We start from the raw sequence: 23,810 nt of genomic DNA on the forward strand, positions 1-23,810 counted from the left end.
AAAAATCCGCTCTGGGCGCGCCTTTCGACTCGCCAGTCGCGCAGGTTGTTAAACACCGCACATCTGTCACAGAGGGCGAATAGCTTACCTTGACAAGCCATAAGTACTACACCAAAAATGCACAACTTCTTGAACATCAGTGATGGCACAGTAGTGGCGCACTGAGTGTATGACCAAGAAAACATGCAAAGTTCATTACGCAACTAGTGCATGAATTGCCCGCCATCCAGCGGGCCGATAAGGAGATCGAATTCAGTGGATGTGCCGTTGCTGCTCACCGCCGTTTCCGCGACGTCGCCTTGTGGCGAGGACATGGAATATGACGCGCAATTTCTGCAATTGGAACGTGATGCCAAGGGTCAACCCGAACGCAGCATGGGCGACTCGATCCTGCCCGCTGAGCCGCCCGAGTGGCGCAGCATCCAGCAGCAAAGCCTCGACCTGTTGCAGCGCAGCAAAGACCTGCGCATCACCCACTTTCTGCTGCAAAGCACCCTCGCCCTCCAGGGTGTGGCCGGGCTGGCCGAAGTCCTCACGCTGATCAACGCCTTGCTGCGCCAATACTGGGCCGATCTGCATCCGCGCCTGGATGCCGACGATGACAACGACCCCACCGTGCGCATCAACGCCCTTACCGGCCTGACCTGCGAAACCAATATTCGGCTGCTGCGCGAAAGCATCCTGACACGCTCGCGCACCTTCGGGCCCGTGAGCCTGCGCGCCGCGCTCAACGCCAGCGGCCTGCAGAGTTTTGCCGATGAGCAGTTGGGCAACCAGCAACTCAACGCCGCGTTCCTGGACAGCGACCCCGAACAACTGCAAGCCACCCGCGACGCCTTGAGCGCGGCGCGCACGGCGTGCGAGGCCATTGAGCAACAGGTCAATGACCAAGTCGGTTCCGCCCAGGGCGTGGACCTCAGCGCCTTGAAGCAGCCGCTCAAACAGGCCCTGCAACTTCTCAATCAAGCGGTGCCAGGCACCGACAGCAGCAGCGATCCCGAGGCCGTCAGTGAAGACAATGCCCCCTCGGTCGACGCCGCCGCGCCCGCAGCCCCTCGCCCGACGGGCGACATCGCCACCCGCGACGATGTGCTGCGCAGCCTCGACAAGATCCTTGCGTACTACACCCGCCACGAGCCTTCGAGCCCGCTGCCGGTATTGTTGAACCGAGCCAAGAATCTGGTACATGCCGACTTTGCGGCCATCGTGCGCAATCTGATTCCCGATGGCATGTCCCAATTTGAAAACCTGCGCGGCCCCGACAGCGAGTAAGCCGCCGGACCGTGCAGTAACAACACCGTCGCTCAAGCGACCAGGAGCAGCAACGTGGCGAAGCAAAGTTCTCAGAAATTCATCGCGCGCAACCGTGCGCCTCGAGTGCAGATCGAGTACGACGTCGAGCTTTACGGCGCCGAGAAAAAGGTCCAGCTGCCCTTCGTGATGGGCGTGATGGCCGACCTCGCCGGCAAGCCTGCCGAGCCGCTGGCACCCGTGGCCGACCGCAAGTTCCTTGAGGTGGACGTCGACAACTTCGACTCACGCCTCAAGGCCATGCAGCCACGCGTCGCGTTCCACGTACCCAATGAGCTGACAGGCGAAGGCAACCTGAGCCTGGACATCACCTTCGAAAGCATGGACGACTTCAGCCCGGCCGCCGTGGCCCGCAAGGTCGACTCCCTGAACCAGCTGCTCGAAGCCCGCACCCAATTGGCCAACCTGCTGACCTACATGGACGGCAAGACTGGCGCTGAAGAAATCATCATGAAGGCGATCAAGGACCCGGCATTGCTTCAGGCACTTGCCAGCGCGCCCAAGCCTGCAGGGGAGCAGTAATCATGACGGACAATACCGCCCGCGAAGGCAGCCAGATCCTGGGTACCACCGAAGAAGCCAGCGAGTTCGCGAACCTGCTGCTGCAAGAATTCAAGCCCAAGACCGAGCGTGCCCGCGAAGCCGTTGAAACCGCGGTGCGCACCCTGGCTGAACAGGCCCTGGCGCAAACCGACCTGGTGTCCAACGACGCGATCAAGTCGATCGAATCGATCATCGCCGCCATCGACGCCAAGCTCACCGCCCAGGTCAACCAAATCATCCACCACCAGGATTTCCAACAACTGGAAAGCGCCTGGCGTGGCCTGCATTACCTGGTCAATAACACCGAGAGCGATGAGCAACTGAAGATTCGCGTGCTCAACATCTCCAAGCCAGACCTGCACAAGACCCTGAAGAAATTCAAGGGCACCGCGTGGGACCAGAGCCCGATCTTCAAGAAGATGTACGAAGAAGAATACGGCCAGTTCGGTGGCGAACCTTACGGCTGCCTGGTGGGTGACTACTACTTCGACCAGTCGCCGCCCGACGTGGAACTGCTGGGCGAGCTGTCGAAAGTCTGCGCCGCCATGCACTCGCCTTTCATCGCTGCGGCCTCGCCGACCGTGATGGGCATGGGCTCGTGGCAGGAACTGTCGAACCCACGCGACCTGACCAAGATCTTCACCACCCCGGAATACGCCGGCTGGCGCTCGCTGCGTGAATCGGAAGACTCGCGTTACATCGGCCTGACCATGCCGCGCTTCCTGGCACGCCTGCCGTACGGCGCCAAGACCGATCCAGTGGAAGCCTTCGCTTTCGAAGAAAACACCGACGGCGCCGACAGCTCCAAGTACACCTGGGCCAACGCCGCCTACGCGATGGCAGTGAACATCAACCGTTCGTTCAAGCACTACGGATGGTGCTCGCGCATCCGCGGCATCGAGTCTGGCGGTGAAGTGGAAAACCTGCCGGCCCACACGTTCCCTACCGATGACGGTGGCGTGGACATGAAGTGCCCGACCGAAATCGCCATCAGTGACCGCCGTGAAGCGGAACTGGCGAAGAACGGTTTCATGCCGCTGCTGCACAAGAAAAATACCGACTTCGCCGCGTTCATCGGCGCCCAGTCGCTGCAGAAACCTGCCGAATACGACGACCCGGACGCCACCGCCAACGCCAACCTGGCCGCACGCCTGCCGTACCTGTTCGCCACCTGCCGTTTCGCCCACTACTTGAAGTGCATCGTGCGCGACAAGGTCGGCTCCTTCAAAGAGAAGGACGAAATGCAGCGCTGGTTGCAGGACTGGATCCTCAACTACGTCGACGGCGACCCGGCGCACTCCACCGAAACCACCAAGGCCCAGCACCCGTTGGCGGCGGCCGAAGTGATCGTGGAAGAAGTCGAAGGCAACCCGGGGTATTACAACTCCAAGTTCTACCTGCGCCCGCACTATCAGCTTGAAGGGCTGACGGTGTCGTTGCGCCTGGTATCGAAACTGCCTTCGGCAAAAAGCGCATAAGTAACGATTGAGCTAGCTCGTTCCCACGCTCCGCGTGGGAATGCCGCCCGGGACGCTCTGCGTCCCGGTGACGCGTAGCGTCACAGGATGCGTTACCACGCAGAGCGTGGGAACGATCACCCAATCAAGTGGCATGGGCCACACAGGGAGAAAACATGGCTGTTGATATTTTCATCAAGATCGGCGACATCAAGGGCGAGTCCATGGACAAGGCCCACAAGGACGAAATCGATGTGTTGAACTGGAGCTGGGGCATGTCCCAGTCCGGCAACATGCACGTCGGCGGTGGCGGTGGCGCGGGCAAGGTGAATATCCAGGACCTGTCGCTGACCAAGTACGTCGACAAGGCTTCGCCCAACCTGATGATGCACTGCGCCAGCGGCAAGCACATCGATAAGGTCAAGCTGACCGTGCGCAAGGCCGGTGGCGAGAGCCAGGTCGAGTACATGGTGATCAACCTGGAAGAAGTGCTGGTCACCTCCTTGAGCACCGGCGGTTCGGGCAGCGATGATCGCCTGACCGAAAACGTCACCCTGAACTTTGCCCAAGTGATGGTCGACTACCAGCCGCAGAAAGCCGACGGCACCAAAGACGGCGGCGCCATCAAGTTTGGCTGGAACATCCGTTCCAACACCAAACGCTGATAGCCCTTGTGGCCGTGGCCCGGTGCCACGGCCATTGTGTCCCTCTCGCAACCCGTCCGTGGAGCTGCTTTGGTGGTAACTGAAATCGCTTCCCGCGACCGTCTGCAACCGTCCCTGCTGGACCGGTTGACCGACGACGACCCGACCAACCCCAAGGAAAGCGCCGACAAACGCGTGCTGTCCCTGACCCAATTGAAGGCCTCGGTGCTGCGTGACCTGGCGTGGTTGCTTAACACCACCTCGTTACTCGATACCGATGCCACGCTGCACACCCCGGCCGGCACTTCGGTGGTCAATTACGGCCTGCCGGCACTGGCGGGCAACAGCGCTTCGAGCGTCGATATCAAAGCCCTGGAAGCCCTGATTTACCAGGCCATCGCCACTTTCGAGCCGCGTATTTTGCGCCACACATTGCGAGTCAAGGCGCGCATGGGCCATGGCGAGATGAATCACAACGCCCTGAGTTTCGAGATTGAAGGCGACCTGTGGGCACAGCCGGTGCCGTTGCGTTTGCTGTTGCAGACCGACGTGGACCTGGAGTCCGGCCATGTGCGCGTGCTGAATGCCGACCAGCGGAGACGCCCATGAACCCGCGCCTGCTGGAGCTGTACAACCAGGAACTGCACCACGTGCGCGAAAGCGCCGCCGAGTTCGCCAAGGAATACCCGAAGATCGCCAGTCGGCTGACCCTGTCCGGTATGGACTGCGCCGACCCGTACGTCGAACGTTTGCTTGAAGGCTTCGCCTATCTCACGGCCCGCGTGCAGCTCAAGCTCGACGCCGAGTACCCAACCTTCACCCACAACTTGCTGGAAATCGCCTACCCGCACTACCTGGCACCGACGCCGTCGATGACCGTAGTGCAACTGCAGACCGACCCCGATGAAGGCTCCCTGGCCGGCGGTTTCCCGCTACCCCGTGACACGGTGCTGCGTGCCGCCCTGGGCCGTGAAACCCAGACCTGCTGCGAGTACCGCACCGCGCACCCGGTGACACTGTGGCCGTTGCAGGTCAGCAACGCCGAATATTTCGGCAACCCCGCCGCCGTGCTCGGGCGCCTGGCCGCCAGCGAACCGAAAGCCAAGGCCGGCCTGCGCCTGACCCTGCGCACCGGTGCCGAGCTGCCGTTCAACAGCCTCGACCTGGATACCTTGCCGCTGTACCTGAGCGGCGCTGATGAACAACCGTTTCGCCTTTACGAACAACTACTGGGCAACGCCTGCGCGGTGTTTGCGCGCGAGCCCGGTGGCGATTGGGTCGAGCGCCTGCCCCAGGGCGCGTTACGCTCGCGGGGGTTCGATGATGCCGATGCGGCCATGCCGGTGGTAGCGCGGGCGTTCCAGGGCTATCGCCTGTTGCAGGAGTACTTCGCCCTGCCCCATCGCTTCCTGTTCGTTGAGTTCGCCGAGTTGAGCCGTGCGGTCAAACGGTGTGACGGCCAGGAGCTGGAACTGATCGTGCTGTTCGACCGCCACGAACCGAGCCTGGAAGGCAGTGTCGGCGCGGCGCAGTTCTTGCCGTTCTGCACGCCCGCCATCAACCTGTTCCCCAAGCGCGTGGACCGCATCCATTTGTCCGACCGGGTCAATGAACACCACGTGATCGCCGACCGTACGCGGCCGATGGATTTCGAGATTCACTCCTTGAGCGGCATTACTGGCCATGGCACCGGACCGGAGCAGCCGTTCTTGCCGTTCTATGCGGTGCGCGATCCGTCGCGCTATGGCCGCGACCAAGCGTATTACAGCGTGCGCCGCGAGCCGCGTGTGCTGTCCAGCGATCAGCGCCGCAATGGCCCGCGCTCCACTTATGTGGGCAGTGAAACCTTCGTCAGCCTGGTGGACAGCCGCCAGGCGCCGTATCGCCATGACCTGCGCCAGTTGGGCGTGACGGCACTGTGCACCAACCGGGACCTGCCGCTGTTCATGAGCGTGGGCAACGGCAAGACCGACTTCACCCTGGCCGACAGTGCGCCGGTACTGGCCGTGCGGTGCGTCGCCGGGCCAAGCCGCCCGCGTGCCAGCCATGCGCATGACGCCAAGGCCTGGCGCCTGATCAGCCAGTTGTCGCTCAACTACCTGTCCTTGAGCGAAGAGGGCCAGGGCGCGGGCGCCTTGCGCGAACTGCTGCGCCTGTACGGCGACAGCAATGACGCCGCCCTGCAATTGCAGATCGAGGGCCTGCGCGAGGTCAGCAGCAAGGCGGTGACTCGACGCCTGCCGATGCCTGGCCCGATTGTGTTTGGCCGCGGCCTGGAAATCACCTTGGAGTTCGATGAAAACGCGTTTCGCGGCACCGGCGTGTTCCTGCTCGGTGCAGTGCTGGAGCGCTTCCTGGCACGCTACGTGTCGATCAACAGCTTTACCGAGACGGTGATCCGTACCACCGAACGCGGCGAGATCATGCGATGGAAAGCCAAGCCCGGACGGCGTCCGACCCTGTGAAAACCCTGGACGCGATGCACCAGGAGCCCTGGGAATATGACTTCTTCCAGGCATTGCGGCGCATCGAGTGCGAAACGCCCGAGCTGCCACGCCTGGGCCATTCCCTACGCCTGGCCGATGACCCGCTGCGCCTGGGGCAGCAGGCCGATTGCACCTTCGCACCCGCCACCCTCGCCTCGGTCGACCCCGGTGGCGACGGCAAGCCGGCGCGGTTGGAGCAGTTCTTTTTCGGCCTCGGCGGCCCCAACGGGCCGCTGCCGCTGCACATCACCGAGTACGTGCGCGAGCGCCAACGCAACAACGCCGACAGCACCAGCAAGCAGTTCCTGGATGTGTTCCACCATCGCTTGCTGACCCTGTTCTATCGGGCCTGGGCCGAGGCGCGGCCAACGGTCAGCCATGACCGCCCGGACGATGACTACTGGTCCGCCCGCCTCGCCGCCCTGAGTGGCCGCGGGATGCCGAGCCTGCTCAATCAAGGGCTGATCCCCGATACCGCGAAGCTGCATTACAGCGGCCATCTGTCGGCGCAAACCCGTTACCCGGATGGCTTGAAAGCGATCCTCAGCGAGTACTTCGGCCTGCCGGTAGAGATCGAGGAATACGTCGGCCAATGGCTGGAACTGCCCGAACGCAGCCGCGTGGGGGTCAGCGCCAACCAGTTGGGCGTGGACTTCTGCCTGGGTAGCCACGTGTGGGACCGCCAGCACAAATTCCGCATCCGCCTGGGCCCGCTCACGCTGGATGACTACATGGGCATGCTGCCCGGCCAACAGCCGTTCAACGAGCTGGTGGCGTGGGTGGCCGAGTACCTGGGCCATGAAATGGACTGGGACTTGAACCTGGTTTTGCAACAACCCGAAGTTCCGGCGCTGCAACTCAACGGCCAGTTCCGCCTGGGCTTCAACACCTGGCTCGGCCAACCTGCGCATGACGCCAACGACCTAATCCTGGCCCGGCATTACGCCGACCACGCCACCACCTCAAGGAATCCAGAGCATGGGTGAAATCAGTCGCGCCGCACTGTTCGGCAAACTCAACAGCGTGGCCTACAAAGCCATCGAAGCCGCCACCGTGTTCTGCAAGTTGCGGGGCAATCCGTATGTGGAACTGGCCCACTGGTTTCACCAGTTGCTGCAACTGCAGGACTCGGACCTGCACCGCATCATCCGCCAGTTCAACGTGGAGCCGGCGCGCCTGGCCCGTGACCTCACCGAAGCCCTGGATCGCCTGCCGCGTGGCTCGACGTCGATCACCGACCTGTCGTCCCACGTGGAAGAAGCCGTGGAACGCGGCTGGGTGTATGGCAGCCTGATGTTCGGTGAAAGCCAGGTTCGCACCGGTTATCTGGTGCTGGGCATCTTGAAGACACCGAGCCTGCGCCATGCGCTGCTGGGTTTGTCCGGCGAGTTCGACAAGATCAAGGCCGAGGCCCTGAGCGAGCGCTTTGATGAATACGTCGGTGACTCGCCAGAAAATGCCTTGAGCGCCAGCGATGGCTTCAATGCCGGCGTCCCTGGCGAGGCCAGCGGTGCCATGGCGCCCAGCGCGATGGGCAAGCAGGAAGCGCTCAAGCGCTTCACTGTGGACCTGACCGAACAGGCCCGCAGCGGCAAGCTCGACCCAATCGTGGGCCGTGACGAGGAGATTCGCCAACTGGTGGATATCCTCATGCGTCGGCGCCAGAACAACCCGATCCTCACTGGTGAGGCCGGGGTGGGCAAGACCGCCGTGGTCGAAGGTTTCGCCCTGCGTATCGTCGCCGGTGACGTACCGCCTGCGCTCAAGGACGTGGAACTGCGCAGCCTCGACGTGGGCCTGTTGCAAGCCGGCGCCAGCATGAAAGGCGAGTTCGAACAGCGCCTGCGCCAGGTCATCGAAGACGTGCAGGCTTCACCCAAGCCGATCATCCTGTTTATCGACGAAGCCCATACCCTGGTAGGTGCCGGTGGCGCCGCCGGCACCGGTGACGCGGCCAACCTGCTCAAGCCTGCCCTGGCCCGTGGCACCTTGCGTACCGTGGCTGCCACCACCTGGGCCGAGTACAAAAAGCACATAGAGAAAGACCCGGCCCTGACCCGCCGTTTCCAGGTGGTACAGGTTGCCGAGCCGTCGGAAGACAAGGCCCTGCTGATGATGCGCGGCGTGGCTTCCACAATGGAAAAACACCACCAGGTGCAGATCCTCGACGAAGCTCTGGAAGCCTCGGTGAAGCTCTCCCACCGCTACATTCCGGCGCGCCAGTTGCCGGACAAGTCCGTGAGCCTGCTGGACACCGCCTGCGCCCGCGTCGCCATCAGCCTGCACGCGGTCCCCGCGGAAGTGGACGACAGCCGTCGCCGTATCGAAGCCCTGGAAACCGAGCTGCAAATCATCGCCCGTGAGCATGCGATCGGCATTGCCATTGGAGCGCGTCAAACCCATAGCGAAGCGCTGCTGACCGCCGAACGTGAGCGTCTGACCACGCTGGAAAGCCGTTGGGCCGAAGAGAAAACCCTGGTGGATGAGCTGCTCGCCACCCGCGCAACCCTGCGCGAGAAGGCCGGGGTTGTGGACAGCGGCAACGATGAACTGCGTGCAAAACTGGTCGATCTGCAACAGCGCCTCACCGCCCTGCAAGGCGAGACCCCGTTGATCCTGCCGACCGTGGATTACCAGGCCGTGGCCTCGGTGGTCGCCGACTGGACCGGCATCCCGGTGGGCCGCATGGCCCGCAACGAACTGGAAACCGTGCTCAACCTCGACCAGCACCTGAAGAAACGCATCATCGGCCAGGACCATGCCCTGCAAATGATCGCCAAGCGCATCCAGACCTCCCGCGCCGGTCTCGACAACCCGAGCAAGCCGATTGGCGTGTTCATGCTGGCCGGTACCTCGGGTGTGGGCAAGACCGAAACTGCCCTGGCCCTGGCCGAAGCCATGTACGGCGGCGAGCAGAACGTCATCACCATCAACATGAGCGAGTTCCAGGAAGCCCACACCGTGTCCACACTCAAGGGCGCGCCACCGGGCTATATCGGCTACGGCGAAGGCGGTGTGCTGACCGAAGCGGTACGGCGCAAACCCTACAGCGTGGTGCTGCTCGATGAGGTGGAGAAAGCTCACCCGGACGTGCACGAGATTTTCTTCCAGGTGTTCGACAAGGGCGTGATGGAAGACGGCGAAGGCCGGGTGATCGACTTCAAGAACACCCTGATCCTGCTGACCACCAATGCCGGTACCGAACTGATTTCCCACGTCTGCAAGGACCCGGCGAACACCCCCGAGCCCGAGGAAATCGCCAAGGCCCTGCGCCAGCCGTTGCTGGAGATTTTCCCACCGGCCTTGCTCGGTCGCCTGGTGACCATCCCGTACTACCCGCTGAGCGACGAGATGCTCAAGGCGATCACACGCCTGCAACTGAACCGCATCAAGAAGCGTGTGGAGAACACCCATAAAGTCGCGTTCGAGTATGACGACGCAGTGGTCGACCTGATCGTCTCGCGCTGCACCGAAACCGAAAGTGGCGGGCGCATGATCGATACCATCCTCACCAACAGCCTGCTGCCGGACATGAGCCGCGAATTCCTCACGCGCATGTTGGAAGGCAAGGCACTGGCGGGGGTGCGGATCAGCAGTCGGGATAATGAATTGCACTACGACTTCAGCGACACCGAATAACTATTGTTGGAATACGGTCAGTGTGGGAGCTGGCTTGCCTGCGATAGCGGTCTGACATTCAGCATGGATGTTGACTGATCCACCGCTATCGCAGGCAAGCCAGCTCCCACAGTTGATCCGGTTCCGTCAGTGATGACGGTATTTACGGGACTACCGATGCTATTCAACCAAGCCTCACGCCTGGCCAAGATCACCAGCCCCCTGGGGCCGGATGTGCTGCTGCTCAACGAAATGGGCGGCGGTGAAGAGCTGGGCCGGCTGTTCAACTATGAGCTGCAACTGACGTCCCTGGACGCCAACATCGACCTGAACCAGTTGCTGGGCAAACCGATGAGCGTCGGCCTGCAACTGGCGGACGGTGGCGAGCGGTACTTTCACGGCATCGTCGCCCGTTGCAGCCAGAACATCGACCAGGGCCAGTTCGCCAGTTATCAGGCTACCCTGCGCCCATGGCTGTGGTTGCTCAGCCGTACCTCCGACTGCCGGATTTTCCAGAACCTGAGCATCCCGCAGATCATCAAGCAGGTGTTCCGCGACCTGGGTTTTTCCGACTTCGAAGACGCCCTGAGCCGGCCGTATCGCGAGTGGGAGTACTGCGTGCAGTACCGCGAGACCAGCTTCGATTTCGTCAGCCGGCTGATGGAACAGGAAGGCATCTACTACTTCTTCCGCCATGAACAGGACCGCCATGTGCTGGTGCTGGCCGACGCCTATGGCGCCCACACCAGCGTGCCCGGCTACGCGTCGATCCCCTACTACCCCAAGGACGAGCAGCAGCGCGAACGCGACCATATGCACAATTGGCACTTGGCGCAGGAGGTGCAGCCGGGCTCGCTGGAGCTCAACGACTACGACTTCCAGCGCCCCAGCGCGAGCATCGACGTGCGCTCGGCCATGCCGCGCCCGCACACCGCCGGCGACTACCCGCTGTACGACTACCCCGGTACCTACGTGCAAAGCGCCGACGGCGAACACTATGCGCGCACCCGCATCGAGGCCCTGCAAACCCTGCATGAACAGATCGAGTTCAGCGGCAATGCGCGCGGCCTGGGCTCGGGCCATCTGTTCAGCCTCACCGGCTTCAGCCGCCAGGACCAGAACCGCGAGTACCTGATCGTCGGTTGCCGTTACTTCATCGTGCAAGAAAGCCTGGAAAGCGGTGGCGGTTCAGGCTCGGCGCAGTTCGAAAGCAGCCTGACCTGCATCGACGCCCAACAGAGTTTCCGCCCGCTGGCCAACACTCATCGCCCCATCGTCAAAGGCCCGCAGACCGCGCTGGTGGTAGGCCCCAAGGGCGAGGAAATCTGGACCGACCAGTACGGCCGCGTGAAGGTGCATTTCTACTGGGACCGCCACGACCAATCCAACGAGAACAGCTCGTGCTGGATTCGTGTGTCGCAATCCTGGGCCGGCAAGAACTGGGGCTCGATGCAGATTCCACGCATCGGCCAAGAGGTGATCGTCAGCTTCCTCGAAGGCGACCCCGACCGACCGATCATCACCGGGCGGGTGTACAACGCTGAGCAGACGGTGCCCTACGACTTGCCGGAGAACGCCACCCAAAGCGGCATGAAAAGCCGCTCCAGCAAGGGCGGAACGCCGGCCAACTTCAATGAAATCCGCATGGAGGACAAGAAGGGGTTGGAGCAGTTGTATATCCATGCCGAGCGTAACCAGGACATCGTGGTGGAGGTGGATGAAAGCCACTCGGTGGGGCATGACCGCAACAAGAGTATTGGGCATAACGAGACGGTGACCATTGGCAGTAACCGCCTGCGGGTTGTGCGCAATAACGACACGGTGATCGTGGGCGGTGCCAAGTCCGACAGCGCCGCCACGAGTTACACCATCGAGGCCGGCGAGAGTCTTCGCCTGGTGTGCGGCGACAGCGTGATTGAGCTCAAGGCTGGCGGCGACATCAACCTGACCTGTGGCTCGTTCAACCTGTTTTCCACCGGCAGCAGCAAGATCCAGACGAAGGGCAAGCTGGACATCAACCTGGGCAGCGACAAAGGCACTTCGCCGGGTGCCCAGGGCGTGCAAAGCACGATCAAGTCCGCCGTCGAGTCAAAATTCCCCGGTAAGCCCGGTGCTGGTCAATAACGAGATTTTGTCACCATGAACTACCTGATCAACGAAGCCCAATTCACCCTTCCCGACGCCGAGGTACAGGACACCTCCATCAATATCCTCAAGTTCGCCAAGCTGGGCACCACCCTGGTGGTGAGCCGCAGCCCGTTGGCGGACGGCGAAAGCCTGCAAAGCAATTTTGAAGGCCAGCTGAAAAAACTCGAGCAGCAGGTCAAAGATCTGCGCTATAGCCCTGCACAAGCGGTCAAGGTCGGCCCAGCGCAGGACATCGATGCGTTTGAAGTGCAGAACCACTTCAACAAAGGCAGCGACAACATTTACCAGTATCAGCTGGCGATGCAGATACCTGGTACCCGCAATCTGATTGCCCTGAGCTACGTCAAGACCCAGCCCCTGGGCCCTGCCGAAGCGGCACACTGGGCAACGCTGAAAAACACACTCCACTTCCTCGCCACGCCCTGAGTCGAGTCTGAGCAATGAGTGAGGATCTTTGGGCGGCCCGCGAAGGCGACGCACTGCTGCACACCTCGGTGATGGCCGATATTCTCGGCGGCGTGCTGGAAGTGGCCGCCTATGCGGCGCTCACCACCGTGGGCTGCCTGGCCGTTGCCGGGGCGGTGTTCCTCGCGACGGGTGCAACCATCGCCACCGGCGGTGTAGCCCTGGTGTTGGTGGTGGGCGCGGTCGTCGGTATTACCGCTGGCCTCACGGGGGCGGACTTGAAGATATCCAGTTGGTGCGAGTCCGCCGCCAACTGGGTGTTCCCGCCGGTGATCGATGCCTTCATCACCAGCGGTTCGCACAACGTATTCATCAATGGCAAAAAGGCCGCCCGCGCCGCAGGCAAGATGACGGCTGTACCCGTCGCGCCCAGCGAGCCGGCAGCGCCGAGCTTCCTGGATATGGCCGGGGAGTTTTTCTCGCAGATGTGGCGCCCGACCGTCGCCTCGCCCGCCCCCGGCACCGAGCCGTGCCCGCTGGACACCGTGGCGTGCAACAAGCATCCGCCCATGCCCCTGCAGTTTATTGCCGAAGGTTCCAGCTCGGTGTTCATCAACGGGCAGCCTGCGGCACGCAGCGGTGATCGCAGTACCTGTGACGCCAAGATTGGCACCGCCCAGGGCTTGATTTCGCCGGATGTGCGCATTGGTGGTGAGACCATTGTGGTGCAGGAGATTCGTAGCGGGAAAACGCCAGGGGTGGGGCTGGCGATTGCCGTGGTGATGGCGCTACGGGGCAATGTGAAGTGTTTCTGGACCAAGCTGCCCTGCCTGGTCGGTGGCTTGCTGGTGGGGGGCGCCGTCTCTTACGCAACCAGCAAGGTCACCTCCGCGCTCAAGAGCGCCATGAATGGCTCGCCCAATCCAGTGCACAGCGCGACGGGAGCCAAGATCCTGGGCGGGGATGAGGAACTGGACTTCACGTTACAGGGATTGCTCCCGATAGATTGGCAGCGCTTTTACAGCAGCCTCGACACACGCCGGGACGGCCTATTTGGCGCTGGCTGGAGCGTCGCATATGAGGTGTCGATCGAGATAGAAGCGGACGAAAACCTGGTCTACATCGACGAGCAAGGACGCCGCCTGGAGATCGGTTACATCCCGCTGTCCGGCGGAGCGTTCGATCCGGGCCAAGGCCTTGCAGTCAGGCGCAGTGGCGACGGCGCGGTATTGATCGAGAGCATCGACGGCCTGTATCGCCTGTTCGAGCCCGACCCGCTGAATAACTCGCGGATGCGCTTGCATCTGCTGGGTGATCGCAATGAGGGGCGGATCTTCCTCGACTACGACAGTCAGGGCCGACTGTATCGCCTGCGCGACACCCACGACTTGATGCATGTAGAACTGAACTACTCGGCTGAACACCCTAGGCGTGTGAGCTACATCGAGCGGCGTTACCTGCGCCAGGACCATTTCGATGCGCGCAGCGATGTGCTCGTCAGTTATCGCTACGACAGCGTGGGCGATCTGGCTGAAGTGCTGGACGAGCAAGGTACAACCCTTCGACGCTTTGCCTACGACAATGACCGGCGAATGGTCGAACACCAATTGCCGAGTGGCCTGCGCTGCTTCTACCAATGGGCTGAAGTACCTGGGCCAGGCGGCCCGGAATGGCGCGTCAGCCGCCACTGGACAGATGCGCGTGATGAATACAGCTTCCATTACGACCTGGACGCCGGCATTACCCGCGTGACCGACGGCCTGATGCGGGTTAGCACCCGGCATTGGAACCCGCAGTTCCAGATCACTCGCTACGTCGATAACCTGGGTCATACGTGGCAGTTTGAGTGGAACGATGATCGCCAGTTGCTCGGTGCGATTGATCCGCAAAAAGGCCAGTGGCGTTTCAACTATGACGCGTCCGGCAACCTGAGCGCCGTCATCGATCCGCTGTCCAGAACCAGTAGCACGCAATGGCTGGCGCACTGGGCATTGCCCCAAGTGGAAACCGATCCGGCAGGCAACAGTTGGCATTATCGGTACGACCAGCGTGGCAATTGCGTCGAGGAAATCGACCCACTGGGAAACCGTACGCGCTATGTGTATGACGGGTTCGGTCAGCCGGTGCAAATCATCGACGCCACTGAAAAAACCAAGACACTGCATTGGAACGAATGGAACCAGTTGGTCGAGGCGGTAGATTGCTCGGGTTACCCCACCCGTTATCAATACGATGCGTTCGGCAATCTGGTGGCTCAGACCAATGCGGAAGGCGAGTCGGTGCGCTACCGGTACGGACCTCGAGGGCTATTGCTGGAATGCCAGCTTCCGGATGGTCGCGTGGAACAGTTCCAGCGCAGCGCCACTGGTTATCTGCTTGCTCACATCGATCCCGGCGGCGCCGTCACACGCTATGCCTATAATAGTCGCGGCTTGGTCAACCAACGGTGGGATGCGCATAACCGCAGCGTGATGTTCGACCATGACGACTATGGGCGACTGCGCAAACTGACCAATGAGAACGGAGAGAGCTATCACTTTGAATGGGACGCAGCGGATCGCATGGTACAGCAGCAGGATCTTGACCAGAGCCGGCGCCGCTACACCTATGATCCGCTGGCTGATGTCGTCGCCGTGGATTACCTGCCGGGGACGGAAGGCGAACCCGTAGCCCCATTGTCGCACCAGTTTCAGCGAGATCCGGTTGGACGCCTGGTCAGCAAAATAACTGCGGATGGTACTACCAGCTACGTCCACGACCTGAGCGACCAACTGATCGGTGTCACTTTCACAGCGCCTGATGGGAGTGAGCAATCACTCGGTTTCAGCTATGACGCCATGGGGCAGCTCCTAGAGGAACAGAGCTCGGCCGGTTCTGTGCAGCATCGTTACGACGAACTGGGAAACCTGATTCAAACCGGCTTGCCCGATGGTCGGTGGCTCAATCGCTTGTACTACGGCAGTGGCCACCTGCATCAGTTGAATCTCGATGGTAAGGTCATTAGCGACTTCGAGCGGGATCGTTTGCACCGCGAAGTGCAACGCACTCAGGGCCAACTCAAAACGAGTACCGCCTATGATCGAAGTGGACGGGTTCGCTCGCGACAGCGTCGTAGTATTGACCAACCGTGGCAATTGCCACCGTTGGTTGAGACTGAATACTGCTACGACCCAAGCGATAACCTGATCGGGCGTCGTCGTACTGACCGTCAAGAGCTTCTGGGCTACGACAGTACGGGACGTATCCTCGTCAACCACCAAGCAGGACGCAGCGAAACCTACGCCTATGATGCTGCCGCCAATTTGCTCGACGGCCCGACCCAAGGCGGCCTGGTAAGGCATAACCGCCTGCTCACCTATCAAGACAAACGTTACAAGTACGACACCCTTGGACGGATGATCGAGAAAAGCAGCACGGCGCGCGGGTTGCAACGGTTTACTTACAATGCCGAGCATCGCCTGATCGAAGTACATAGCCAGAAAGGCGCGCTGAACACGATTGTGAGGATGGTGTACGACCCTCTGGGGCGGCGTGTTGGCAAAACCGAACACGACGCCAATGGGCTCTGCCTGGGAGAAACACGCTTCGACTGGGATGGCTTGCGTCTTTTACAGGAACATCGGCATAGCCAGACCAGCCTCTATCTATATGACAATTACAGCTATGACCCGCTAGCTCGAGTGGACGGTACGGGGAAACACCAGTGTGTACGGTATTACCACAATGACCTGAACGGACTGCCAGAGTACCTCACTGAGACTGATGGGCTCATAGTTTGGCAAGCGCGCTACGAAGCATGGGGCGCGCCCCTTGAAGAAGTGCGAGAAGCGTACTTCATCGAGGAGCAAAACCTGCGATTCCAGGGTCAGTATCTTGATCGAGAAACCGGGTTGCATTTCAATACCTTGCGGTATTACGACCCCGACGTTGGCCGTTTTACGACACCTGACCCTATAGGTCTGGCAGGTGGTTTGAATCTTTACGCTTATGCCTCGAACCCGCTGACTTGGATCGATCCTCTTGGACTGAACCCAGCGCTCCTGGAGGCGCTTGGCTCGGATGCAAAATCAGTCGGTGTTTATCGATTTACTGACAAAAATGGCAAGCTCTATGTAGGTTCTACTACTGATCAAACCTTCGGCTCAAGACTGAGTCAGCATGTCGCTTCTGGAAAACTGCCGGCTGACAAAATCAGCTCGGTACAGTTACACAGTATGAACGGGGCCACCGCCCAGGAAATCTACAAGGTCGAAGCCAGTGAAATTGTGCGAAATGGCGGCAGGAGCGTAGACGGCGGGAAAACCTCCAACCTTCGAGCGCCTGCCGGTACACGTGAGCTATTCAAAAACCCCAACTGGGTCGCAACAGAAAAATCCAAACCATCACGTTTCGGAAAATGTGGCTAAGGAGTCAAAAATGGGCGCCTGGAATTACAACCCTTGGGAAAACGATGAAGCCGCGGACTGGTTTCAGGAGTTCTGGAAACAACAAAATTTTGCGGTCTTGATCAACGAAATCAGCCAGTTTGATCCCGCTGAAGAACGTTATGACGCCTTTAGGGCTGCCTGTTATCTATTACAAACCCTAGGCAACCCCTATATATGGCCAGCTGAATATCTGGCACAACTCAAACCCCTGATCGAGCAGGCTATTTCAATACTGACCCAACTGATTGATCCGCCCAATGACGAATGGGGGTTTCTTGATATGTGGGGCGACAGTGCCGATGTTATCAACGCAGTGGAGGAACAAATCGACGCTCTGAAAATGCGATTAGGCGAGCTGGCTTAATCTGGCATACGCATCAGCACCCAACAAAAAATGGGCACCCGACCCAGTCGGCGTGCCCATCTTCTTTACCGCCCCGCCTCCCTTCGAGACGGTACCGCTTAACTTACGGGTTGACGCTGTCTTTGAGCGACTTGCCCGGCTTGAACGCTACGGTGTTGCTCGCCTTGATTTTCACTGGCTCACCGGTTTGCGGGTTTTTGCCGGTGCGGGCGCCGCGGTGGCGTTGCAGGAAAGTGCCGAAGCCGACCAGGGTGACGCTGTCCTTGCGGTGCAGGGCGCCGGTGATTTCTTCGAGGACGGCATTGAGGACGCGGTTGGCCTGTTCTTTGGTGAGATCGGCTTTTTCAGCGATGGCGGCTGCGAGATCTGGTTTACGCATATGTGAAGCCTCTTTGACGGTTTTTTGTTGTTATGTCCGTGCTGCTCTCTGGTGGAGCAGCGCCAAGGCGCCGCAGGCTCTACTCTGCGGCAGACGGGAGTGAGGATGGCATGCCCTCGGGCGCCGCGCCAGTCTCGCGGCGGCCTTTCTCGGGGTATGAACGTGATGTTTGCGACAGAACGGGTGGTATTTACGCCAGTAACGGCGGAAGTTCTTTGTTCAGCGCCAGTTTTTCCATGACAGCGCTGCCGGTCAGTGCGTAACCCAGCAGGCGGCCGCTGGCATCGCGGCACAGGGCCTTGATGTCGGCACCCTGCCCTTCGACACTCCAGACGCCTTCAGTGCCTCGTGGCGCAGGTGATACCACCAGCGGGCACACCGGGGTTTTCACGGTGATGGGCATCGGTCCATAGCTCACCGCCGTGGCATTGCCGGCCAGGGTTTGCGCCAGGGCACGGGCGCAGCTCATCAGCGGCATCACGTACAACAGGTTCAGGCCATCCACCTCGGCGCAGTCGCCCAGGGCATAGATATTGGCGTGGGAGGTCTTGAGGTGGCGGTCCACCATGATCCCGCGGTTGATTTGCAGGCCGGCCGCTGCGGCCAGGTCTACACGCGGGCGCAGGCCAATGGCAGACACCACCAGGTCACAGTGGATCACTTCACCGTCCGACAGGTGCGCTTCAAGGCCATCAGCCGTGCGTTGCAGGCGATTGAGCACCGGGCCCAGGTGGAAACGCGCGCCGATGCCTTCCAGCCCGGCTTGCACCGCTGCGGCTGCCGCCGGGTGCAGCAGGGTCGGCATGACTTGCTCACACGGCGCGACCAGGTCGATTTCATAGCCGCCCAGGATCAGATCATTGGCAAACTCACAGCCGATCAGGCCAGCGCCAAGCAGCAGCACGCGCCGTTTGCCGGCAGCAGCGGCACGAAAGCGCGCGTAGTCTTCCAGGTCGTTGATCGGGAAAATCAGCTCAGCCGCATCGCCTTCGACCGGTACGCGCACGGTTTCTGCGCCCCAGGCCAGGACCAGGTCGCGGTAGCTCACCGCTTCCTCGCCGATCCACAGGCGCTTGTGGCCTGGGTCGATGCCGCTGATGCGCGTATGGGTGCGCACCTGGGCCTTGAGTTGCTCGGCCATGGCGCCAGGTTCGGCCATGCTCAGGCCATCGGCTTCCTTGTTCTTGCCAAAGCCGGTGGAGAGCATGGGCTTGGAGTAGGAGCGTCCGTCATCGGCAGTGATCAGCAGCAACGGGGTCTCGCTGTCGAGCTTGCGAAACTCCCGGGCGACGTTGTAACCGGCCAATCCTGTGCCGATGATCACGACAGGTGCGTTCATTCCTTTCTCCTTGTAGTACGTTTCTTAAATTCGGGATTACGCGATTTCGATCATTTCGAAGTCCGACTTACCCACGCCGCAGTCCGGGCACAGCCAGTCTTCCGGGACGTCCTGCCACAGAGTGCCTGGTGCAATACCGTCATCCGGCCAGCCGTCCGCTTCGTTATAGATAAGGCCACAGACGATACATTGCCACTTCTTCATTACATGCTTCCTCAGGTTCAGGCGTGTTGGCCGGCGGTCGATGGATCCAGCGTTGCCGCGCGGCTCAGGGCGTTTTGTACTGATCGGGGCCGGCAGATGCAAGCACGTTCGACGCAAACGACGGGTTTGGCACGGCAAAAGCCCAGGGTGCCATGGTAAGCTCGCCGCCTCTTTTGCTGCCAATACTGACTCACCGTGCCGCACTCAATCGCCCTTCCCGATGCTTGCCAATGGCTGACCCAGAGCCTTCTGAGCCCCTTGCCCACGCCCTTGACCCTCAACTGGCTGTTTGACGAAGGCTCGCTGACGCGACGGCTGACGTGGCTGTCCAACGAGGGTTTCAGCGTGACGCCGCTGTTCGAAGGCTGGCAACCGTTGCGCGACGACGAATGCGCCGCCCTGGACCTACCGCCGGCCAGTATCGGTTGGGTACGCGAGGTGTATTTGCGCGGGCACGGCCAGCCTTGGGTGTTCGCCCGCAGCGTGGCGGCCCGCAGTGCCTTGCAGGGCGACGGGCTGCACATGGACGAACTGGGCAGCCGCTCGCTGGGCGAGTTGCTGTTCTGCGACCGCGCCTTTACCCGCCAGGCCATTGAAGTGTGTCACTACCCTCGTGCCTGGCTGCCGACAGCGGACCAGGCCGATAATCTGTGGGCGCGCCGCTCGCGCTTCGACCGCGGGGCGCTGAGCGTGCTGGTGGCGGAAGTCTTCCTGCCCAGTTTCTGGCACGCGCTGCAAGATCATCCGGAGAACTGCTGATGTACCAACGTCTGCTCAAGTCCTTGAACCGCCTGAACCCCAGGGCCTGGGATTTCATTCAGTTGACGCGCATGGACAAGCCCATCGGCATCTACCTGCTGCTGTGGCCGACGCTGTGGGCCCTGTGGATCGCCGGCAAGGGTTCGCCGTCACTGATCAATATCGTGATTTTCGTGCTGGGCGTGGTACTGACCCGGGCCGGCGGCTGCGTGATCAATGACTGGGCCGACCGCAAGGTCGATGGCCATGTGAAACGCACCGAGCAACGCCCGCTGGTTAGCGGCAAGATCAGTTCGAAGGAAGCGCTGGTGTTTTTTGCCGTGCTGATGGGCATCAGTTTCCTGCTGGTGCTGCTGACCAATGCCAGCACCATCCTGCTGTCCCTGGGCGGCCTCGCACTGGCGGCAAGCTACCCGTTCATGAAGCGCTACACCTATTACCCCCAAGTGGTGCTGGGCGCAGCGTTTTCCTGGGGCATGCCGATGGCGTTTACCGCCGAGACCGGCCATTTGCCTGCCACCGCGTGGCTGCTGTACATCGCCAACCTGTTGTGGACGGTGGGCTACGACACCTATTACGCCATGACCGACCGCGATGACGATTTGAAGATCGGGGTGAAATCCACCGCCATTCTGTTCGGTGACGCTGACCGCGTGATCATCCTCACCCTGCAAGGCCTGGCGCTGGCGTGCCTGTTGCTGGCCGGCGCACGGTTCGAGCTGGGCGGGTGGTTCCACCTCGGGTTGCTGGCGGCAGCGGGCTGTTTTGTCTGGGAGTTCTGGTACACACGGGACAGGGAACGCATGAAGTGCTTCAAGGCGTTCTTGCATAATCACTGGGCGGGGTTGGCGATTTTTGTCGGGATCGTGGTGGATTACGCGGTTCGCTGAGGATTCTGTGGTGATTGTTGGGGCGCCATCGCAGGCAAGCCAGCTCCCACATTTTGATTGTATTCGCACATCAAAAAAATGTGGGAGGGGCTTGCGCTCGATGGACTCAGCAGCGCCGCAGACTTAAGGCTTGATGATGTGCCAGACGCTACCTTTGCCATCACCGGTCTTGTCACCGGCTTTCTTGTCGTCCTTGTAGGTGTAGACAGGCTTGCCTTTGTAGGCCCACTGGCTGGTCTGGTCGTCGCGGGTGATCACCGTCCAATCGCCGGTCTTGGTGTCGGTGGACTCTGCCTTCAGCGGTGGCCAGTTGGTCGCGCACTGGTCCTTGCACACTGATTTGCCATCAGCGTCCTTGTCGAAGGTGTAGAGCGTCATGCCCTTGTGGTCCACCAACATCCCATCTTTAGTCATCGCCGGCTCTGCCGCAAACGCCAACCCTGGCAGCGTCAACACCGCAGATACCAGCAGGGTTTTCCAGGAAACAGTGCTGTAAGTCATCGGAACCTTCCTTTTGTGGTTGTCAGGATTCGGACCCAAAGGGTAGTCCAGAGTGCCGTTAATTGCCCAAGCGACTAAATTACTGTCACACGACTGCAATAATTCCGTTATCTAATGCGGCGCAAGACAGTTAAATGACAAGAGGATTGAGCATGGTTGGCAGGAGCATTCTGATCGTTGACGACGAAGCGCCCATTCGCGAAATGATCGCCGTCGCGTTGGAAATGGCCGGCTATGACTGCCTGGAGGCGGAGAACTCCCAGCAGGCCCACGCCATTATCGTCGACCGCAAGCCGGACCTGATCCTGCTCGACTGGATGCTGCCCGGCACCTCGGGCATCGAATTGGCCCGCCGTCTCAAGCGTGACGAGCTGACCGGGGATATCCCGATCATCATGCTCACCGCCAAGGGCGAAGAGGACAACAAGATCCAGGGCCTGGAAGTGGGCGCCGATGACTACATCACCAAGCCGTTTTCCCCACGGGAACTGGTGGCGCGCCTCAAAGCCGTGCTGCGCCGCGCCGGCCCGACCGATGGCGAAGCGCCTATCGAAGTCGACGGCTTGATCCTGGACCCGATCAGCCACCGCGTGACCATCGACGGCAAGCCCGCGGAGATGGGGCCGACCGAATACCGCCTGCTGCAATTCTTCATGACTCACCAGGAGCGCGCCTACACCCGTGGCCAACTGCTCGACCAGGTATGGGGCGGCAACGTCTATGTGGAAGAGCGCACTGTGGACGTGCATATCCGCCGCCTGCGCAAAGCCTTGGGCGACGCGTACGAGAATCTGGTACAAACCGTGCGCGGCACCGGCTATCGGTTTTCTACCAAAGGCTGAGCCAGTCCTCCTCCCTTAACAGCTGACAAGGACGCATGTTTAAGTGAACCAGAACTGGCATGGCACCCTGATCCGCCACATGCTTCTGTTGATCACTGCCTGCCTGCTGGTCGGGCTGATCAGTGGCTATTACGGCTGGAGCCTGGCCGCCGGCATCGCGTTGTACCTGGGCTGGACCCTCAAACAATTGCTGCGCCTGCATGAATGGCTGCGCCAGCACAAACCCGATGAGGCCCCCCCCGATGGCTATGGCCTGTGGGGCGAGGTGTTCGACAGCATCTACCACCTGCAGCGCCGCGACCAACGGGTACGCGGGCGCCTGCAAGCGGTGATCGACCGGGTGCAGGAGTCCACCGCCGCGCTCAAGGACGCGGTGATCATGCTCGACAGCGACGGCAACCTGGAATGGTGGAACCGTGCCGCCGAGACTCTGCTGGGCCTCAAGACGCCCCAGGACAGCGGCCAGCCGGTGACCAACCTGGTGCGTCACCCGCGCTTCAAGGAATACTTCGAGCAGGACAACTACGAAGAAGCCCTGGAAATCCCCTCGCCCACCAACGACCGCGTGCGCATCCAGCTGTACCTGACTCGCTACGGCAACAACGAGCACTTGATGCTGGTACGTGATGTGACCCGTATTCACCAGCTGGAACAGATGCGCAAAGACTTCGTCGCCAACGTTTCCCATGAGCTGCGTACGCCCTTGACGGTGATTTGCGGCTACCTGGAGACGTTGCTGGACAATGTCGATGAGATCAACCCGCGCTGGAGCCGCGCCCTGCAGCAGATGCAAGTGCAAGGCTCGCGCATGCAAACCCTGCTTAACGACCTGCTGTTGCTGGCCAAGCTTGAAGCCACGGACTACCCCTCGGACAACCACCCCGTGGCGGTGCAGAGCCTGTTGCAGACGATCAAGAACGATGCCCAGGCCCTCTCGGGCGAACGCGGGCAGCAGATCACGCTGGAGGCCGACCCAACCGTATTGCTCAAGGGCAGTGAAGGCGAATTGCGCAGTGCATTCTCCAACCTGGTGTTCAACGCGGTGAAGTACACCCAGGACAAGGGCAATATCCGCATTCGCTGGTGGGCCGACGAGCACGGCGCGCACCTGAGTGTGCAGGACTCGGGTATCGGTATCGACGCCAAGCACCTGCCGCGCCTGACCGAGCGCTTCTACCGTGTCGACTCCAGCCGCAACTCCAACACCGGCGGCACCGGGCTGGGCCTGGCCATCGTCAAGCATGTGCTGCTGCGCCATCGGGCCCGCCTGGAAATAAGCAGCGTGCTGGGGCATGGCAGTACCTTTACCTGTCATTTTCCGCCGGCGCAGGTAAACCGTTCGCGAGCGGTCGAGGCCGATGATTAAGCGGAAGTGAGCACGGCCCACTGTGGGAGCTGGCTTGCCTGCGATGACGGCGGGTCAGCCAAATTATCGGTAGCAGGCAGACCGCCATCGCAGGCAAGCCAGCTCCCACACGGGTTCTGCGACACGA

At 61.0% G+C, this 23,810-nt stretch carries 20 protein-coding genes; 16 read left to right on the forward strand and 4 right to left on the reverse strand.

From position 1 onward, the window contains the following. Positions 1-255 precede the first annotated feature (255 nt). The 12 genes from tssA (at position 256) to ACP7CZ_RS14445 (ending at position 17,403) form a co-directional block, all read left to right on the forward strand. Positions 256-1,272, forward strand: a complete 1,017-nt coding sequence (gene tssA / locus ACP7CZ_RS14390) for a type VI secretion system protein TssA (RefSeq protein ID WP_034129111.1) — start codon at positions 256-258, stop codon at positions 1,270-1,272. Positions 1,273-1,326: 54 nt separating this feature from the next. After that, the gene (tssB, locus tag ACP7CZ_RS14395; protein ID WP_003195557.1) at positions 1,327-1,833 is read left to right on the forward strand and encodes a type VI secretion system contractile sheath small subunit; all 507 of its coding nucleotides are present in this window, start codon (positions 1,327-1,329) and stop codon (positions 1,831-1,833) included. Between the two features lie 2 nt (positions 1,834-1,835). After that, positions 1,836-3,332, forward strand: coding sequence for a type VI secretion system contractile sheath large subunit (gene tssC / locus ACP7CZ_RS14400; RefSeq protein WP_003195559.1), 1,497 nt, complete (start codon positions 1,836-1,838; stop codon positions 3,330-3,332). Positions 3,333-3,487: 155 nt separating this feature from the next. Continuing rightward, complete coding sequence (locus tag ACP7CZ_RS14405) at positions 3,488-3,976, forward strand: Hcp family type VI secretion system effector (RefSeq protein ID WP_003195562.1); 489 nt, start codon at positions 3,488-3,490, stop codon at positions 3,974-3,976. 72 nt (positions 3,977-4,048) lie between these two features. Next, positions 4,049-4,564, forward strand: a complete 516-nt coding sequence (gene tssE / locus ACP7CZ_RS14410; protein ID WP_003195563.1) for a type VI secretion system baseplate subunit TssE — start codon at positions 4,049-4,051, stop codon at positions 4,562-4,564. Beyond that, the gene (gene tssF / locus ACP7CZ_RS14415; RefSeq protein WP_072445649.1) at positions 4,561-6,420 is read left to right on the forward strand and encodes a type VI secretion system baseplate subunit TssF; all 1,860 of its coding nucleotides are present in this window, start codon (positions 4,561-4,563) and stop codon (positions 6,418-6,420) included. Before tssE ends, tssF begins: the two co-directional genes overlap by 4 nt. Further along, positions 6,384-7,427 carry a type VI secretion system baseplate subunit TssG gene (tssG, locus tag ACP7CZ_RS14420; protein ID WP_072445650.1) on the forward strand — a complete coding sequence of 348 codons (1,044 nt, stop codon included), beginning with the start codon at positions 6,384-6,386 and terminating at the stop codon, positions 7,425-7,427. The genes tssF and tssG overlap by 37 nt, the downstream gene beginning before the upstream one ends. Then, a complete protein-coding gene (tssH, locus tag ACP7CZ_RS14425; protein WP_072445651.1) occupies positions 7,420-10,080 on the forward strand; it encodes a type VI secretion system ATPase TssH in 2,661 nt (886 codons plus the stop codon). The genes tssG and tssH overlap by 8 nt, the downstream gene beginning before the upstream one ends. 156 nt (positions 10,081-10,236) lie before the next feature. Next, positions 10,237-12,183: a type VI secretion system Vgr family protein gene (locus ACP7CZ_RS14430; protein WP_259038978.1), complete on the forward strand. Its 1,947-nt coding sequence runs from the start codon at positions 10,237-10,239 to the stop codon at positions 12,181-12,183. A gap of 15 nt (positions 12,184-12,198) precedes the next feature. Then, positions 12,199-12,633: a DcrB-related protein gene (locus ACP7CZ_RS14435; RefSeq protein ID WP_014720504.1), complete on the forward strand. Its 435-nt coding sequence runs from the start codon at positions 12,199-12,201 to the stop codon at positions 12,631-12,633. Positions 12,634-12,647: 14 nt separating this feature from the next. Then, positions 12,648-17,018, forward strand: a complete 4,371-nt coding sequence (locus tag ACP7CZ_RS14440) for an RHS repeat-associated core domain-containing protein (protein WP_294188150.1) — start codon at positions 12,648-12,650, stop codon at positions 17,016-17,018. A 10-nt stretch (positions 17,019-17,028) separates the two neighbouring features. Continuing rightward, positions 17,029-17,403, forward strand: coding sequence for a DUF4259 domain-containing protein (locus ACP7CZ_RS14445; protein WP_044269929.1), 375 nt, complete (start codon positions 17,029-17,031; stop codon positions 17,401-17,403). Between the two features lie 103 nt (positions 17,404-17,506). Here ACP7CZ_RS14445 and ACP7CZ_RS14450 read toward each other — a convergent pair whose 3' ends face one another. From ACP7CZ_RS14450 to ACP7CZ_RS14460, 3 genes are all read right to left on the reverse strand, one after another. Next, complete coding sequence (locus ACP7CZ_RS14450; protein ID WP_003195589.1) at positions 17,507-17,782, reverse strand: HU family DNA-binding protein; 276 nt, start codon at positions 17,780-17,782, stop codon at positions 17,507-17,509. Between the two features lie 190 nt (positions 17,783-17,972). After that, the gene (locus ACP7CZ_RS14455; RefSeq protein ID WP_054896057.1) at positions 17,973-19,121 is read right to left on the reverse strand and encodes an NAD(P)/FAD-dependent oxidoreductase; all 1,149 of its coding nucleotides are present in this window, start codon (positions 19,119-19,121) and stop codon (positions 17,973-17,975) included. 36 nt (positions 19,122-19,157) lie between these two features. Further along, a complete protein-coding gene (locus tag ACP7CZ_RS14460; protein ID WP_014720509.1) occupies positions 19,158-19,325 on the reverse strand; it encodes a rubredoxin in 168 nt (55 codons plus the stop codon). Between the two features lie 195 nt (positions 19,326-19,520). On the opposite strand from ACP7CZ_RS14460, the gene ACP7CZ_RS14465 reads away from it, so the two are divergent. Further along, complete coding sequence (locus ACP7CZ_RS14465) at positions 19,521-20,084, forward strand: chorismate--pyruvate lyase family protein (RefSeq protein ID WP_034129121.1); 564 nt, start codon at positions 19,521-19,523, stop codon at positions 20,082-20,084. Then, entirely contained in the window at positions 20,084-20,974 is an 891-nt protein-coding gene (ubiA, locus tag ACP7CZ_RS14470; protein WP_054896058.1) for a 4-hydroxybenzoate octaprenyltransferase, read from the forward strand. Before ACP7CZ_RS14465 ends, ubiA begins: the two co-directional genes overlap by 1 nt. Before the next feature lie 123 nt (positions 20,975-21,097). Here ubiA and ACP7CZ_RS14475 read toward each other — a convergent pair whose 3' ends face one another. Beyond that, positions 21,098-21,475 carry a COG4315 family predicted lipoprotein gene (locus tag ACP7CZ_RS14475; RefSeq protein ID WP_054896059.1) on the reverse strand — a complete coding sequence of 126 codons (378 nt, stop codon included), beginning with the start codon at positions 21,473-21,475 and terminating at the stop codon, positions 21,098-21,100. 152 nt (positions 21,476-21,627) lie between these two features. On the opposite strand from ACP7CZ_RS14475, the gene phoB reads away from it, so the two are divergent. Together phoB and phoR are read left to right on the forward strand one after the other, a co-directional pair. Continuing rightward, positions 21,628-22,317 carry a phosphate regulon transcriptional regulator PhoB gene (gene phoB, locus ACP7CZ_RS14480; RefSeq protein WP_003195617.1) on the forward strand — a complete coding sequence of 230 codons (690 nt, stop codon included), beginning with the start codon at positions 21,628-21,630 and terminating at the stop codon, positions 22,315-22,317. A 79-nt stretch (positions 22,318-22,396) separates the two neighbouring features. Next, positions 22,397-23,683, forward strand: coding sequence for a phosphate regulon sensor histidine kinase PhoR (gene phoR, locus ACP7CZ_RS14485; RefSeq protein WP_219857405.1), 1,287 nt, complete (start codon positions 22,397-22,399; stop codon positions 23,681-23,683). Positions 23,684-23,810: the final 127 nt, after the last annotated feature.

It is taken from the genome of Pseudomonas sp. DWP2-2 (assembly GCF_049897065.1).
GTDB classification, from domain to species: domain Bacteria; phylum Pseudomonadota; class Gammaproteobacteria; order Pseudomonadales; family Pseudomonadaceae; genus Aquipseudomonas; species Aquipseudomonas paracarnis.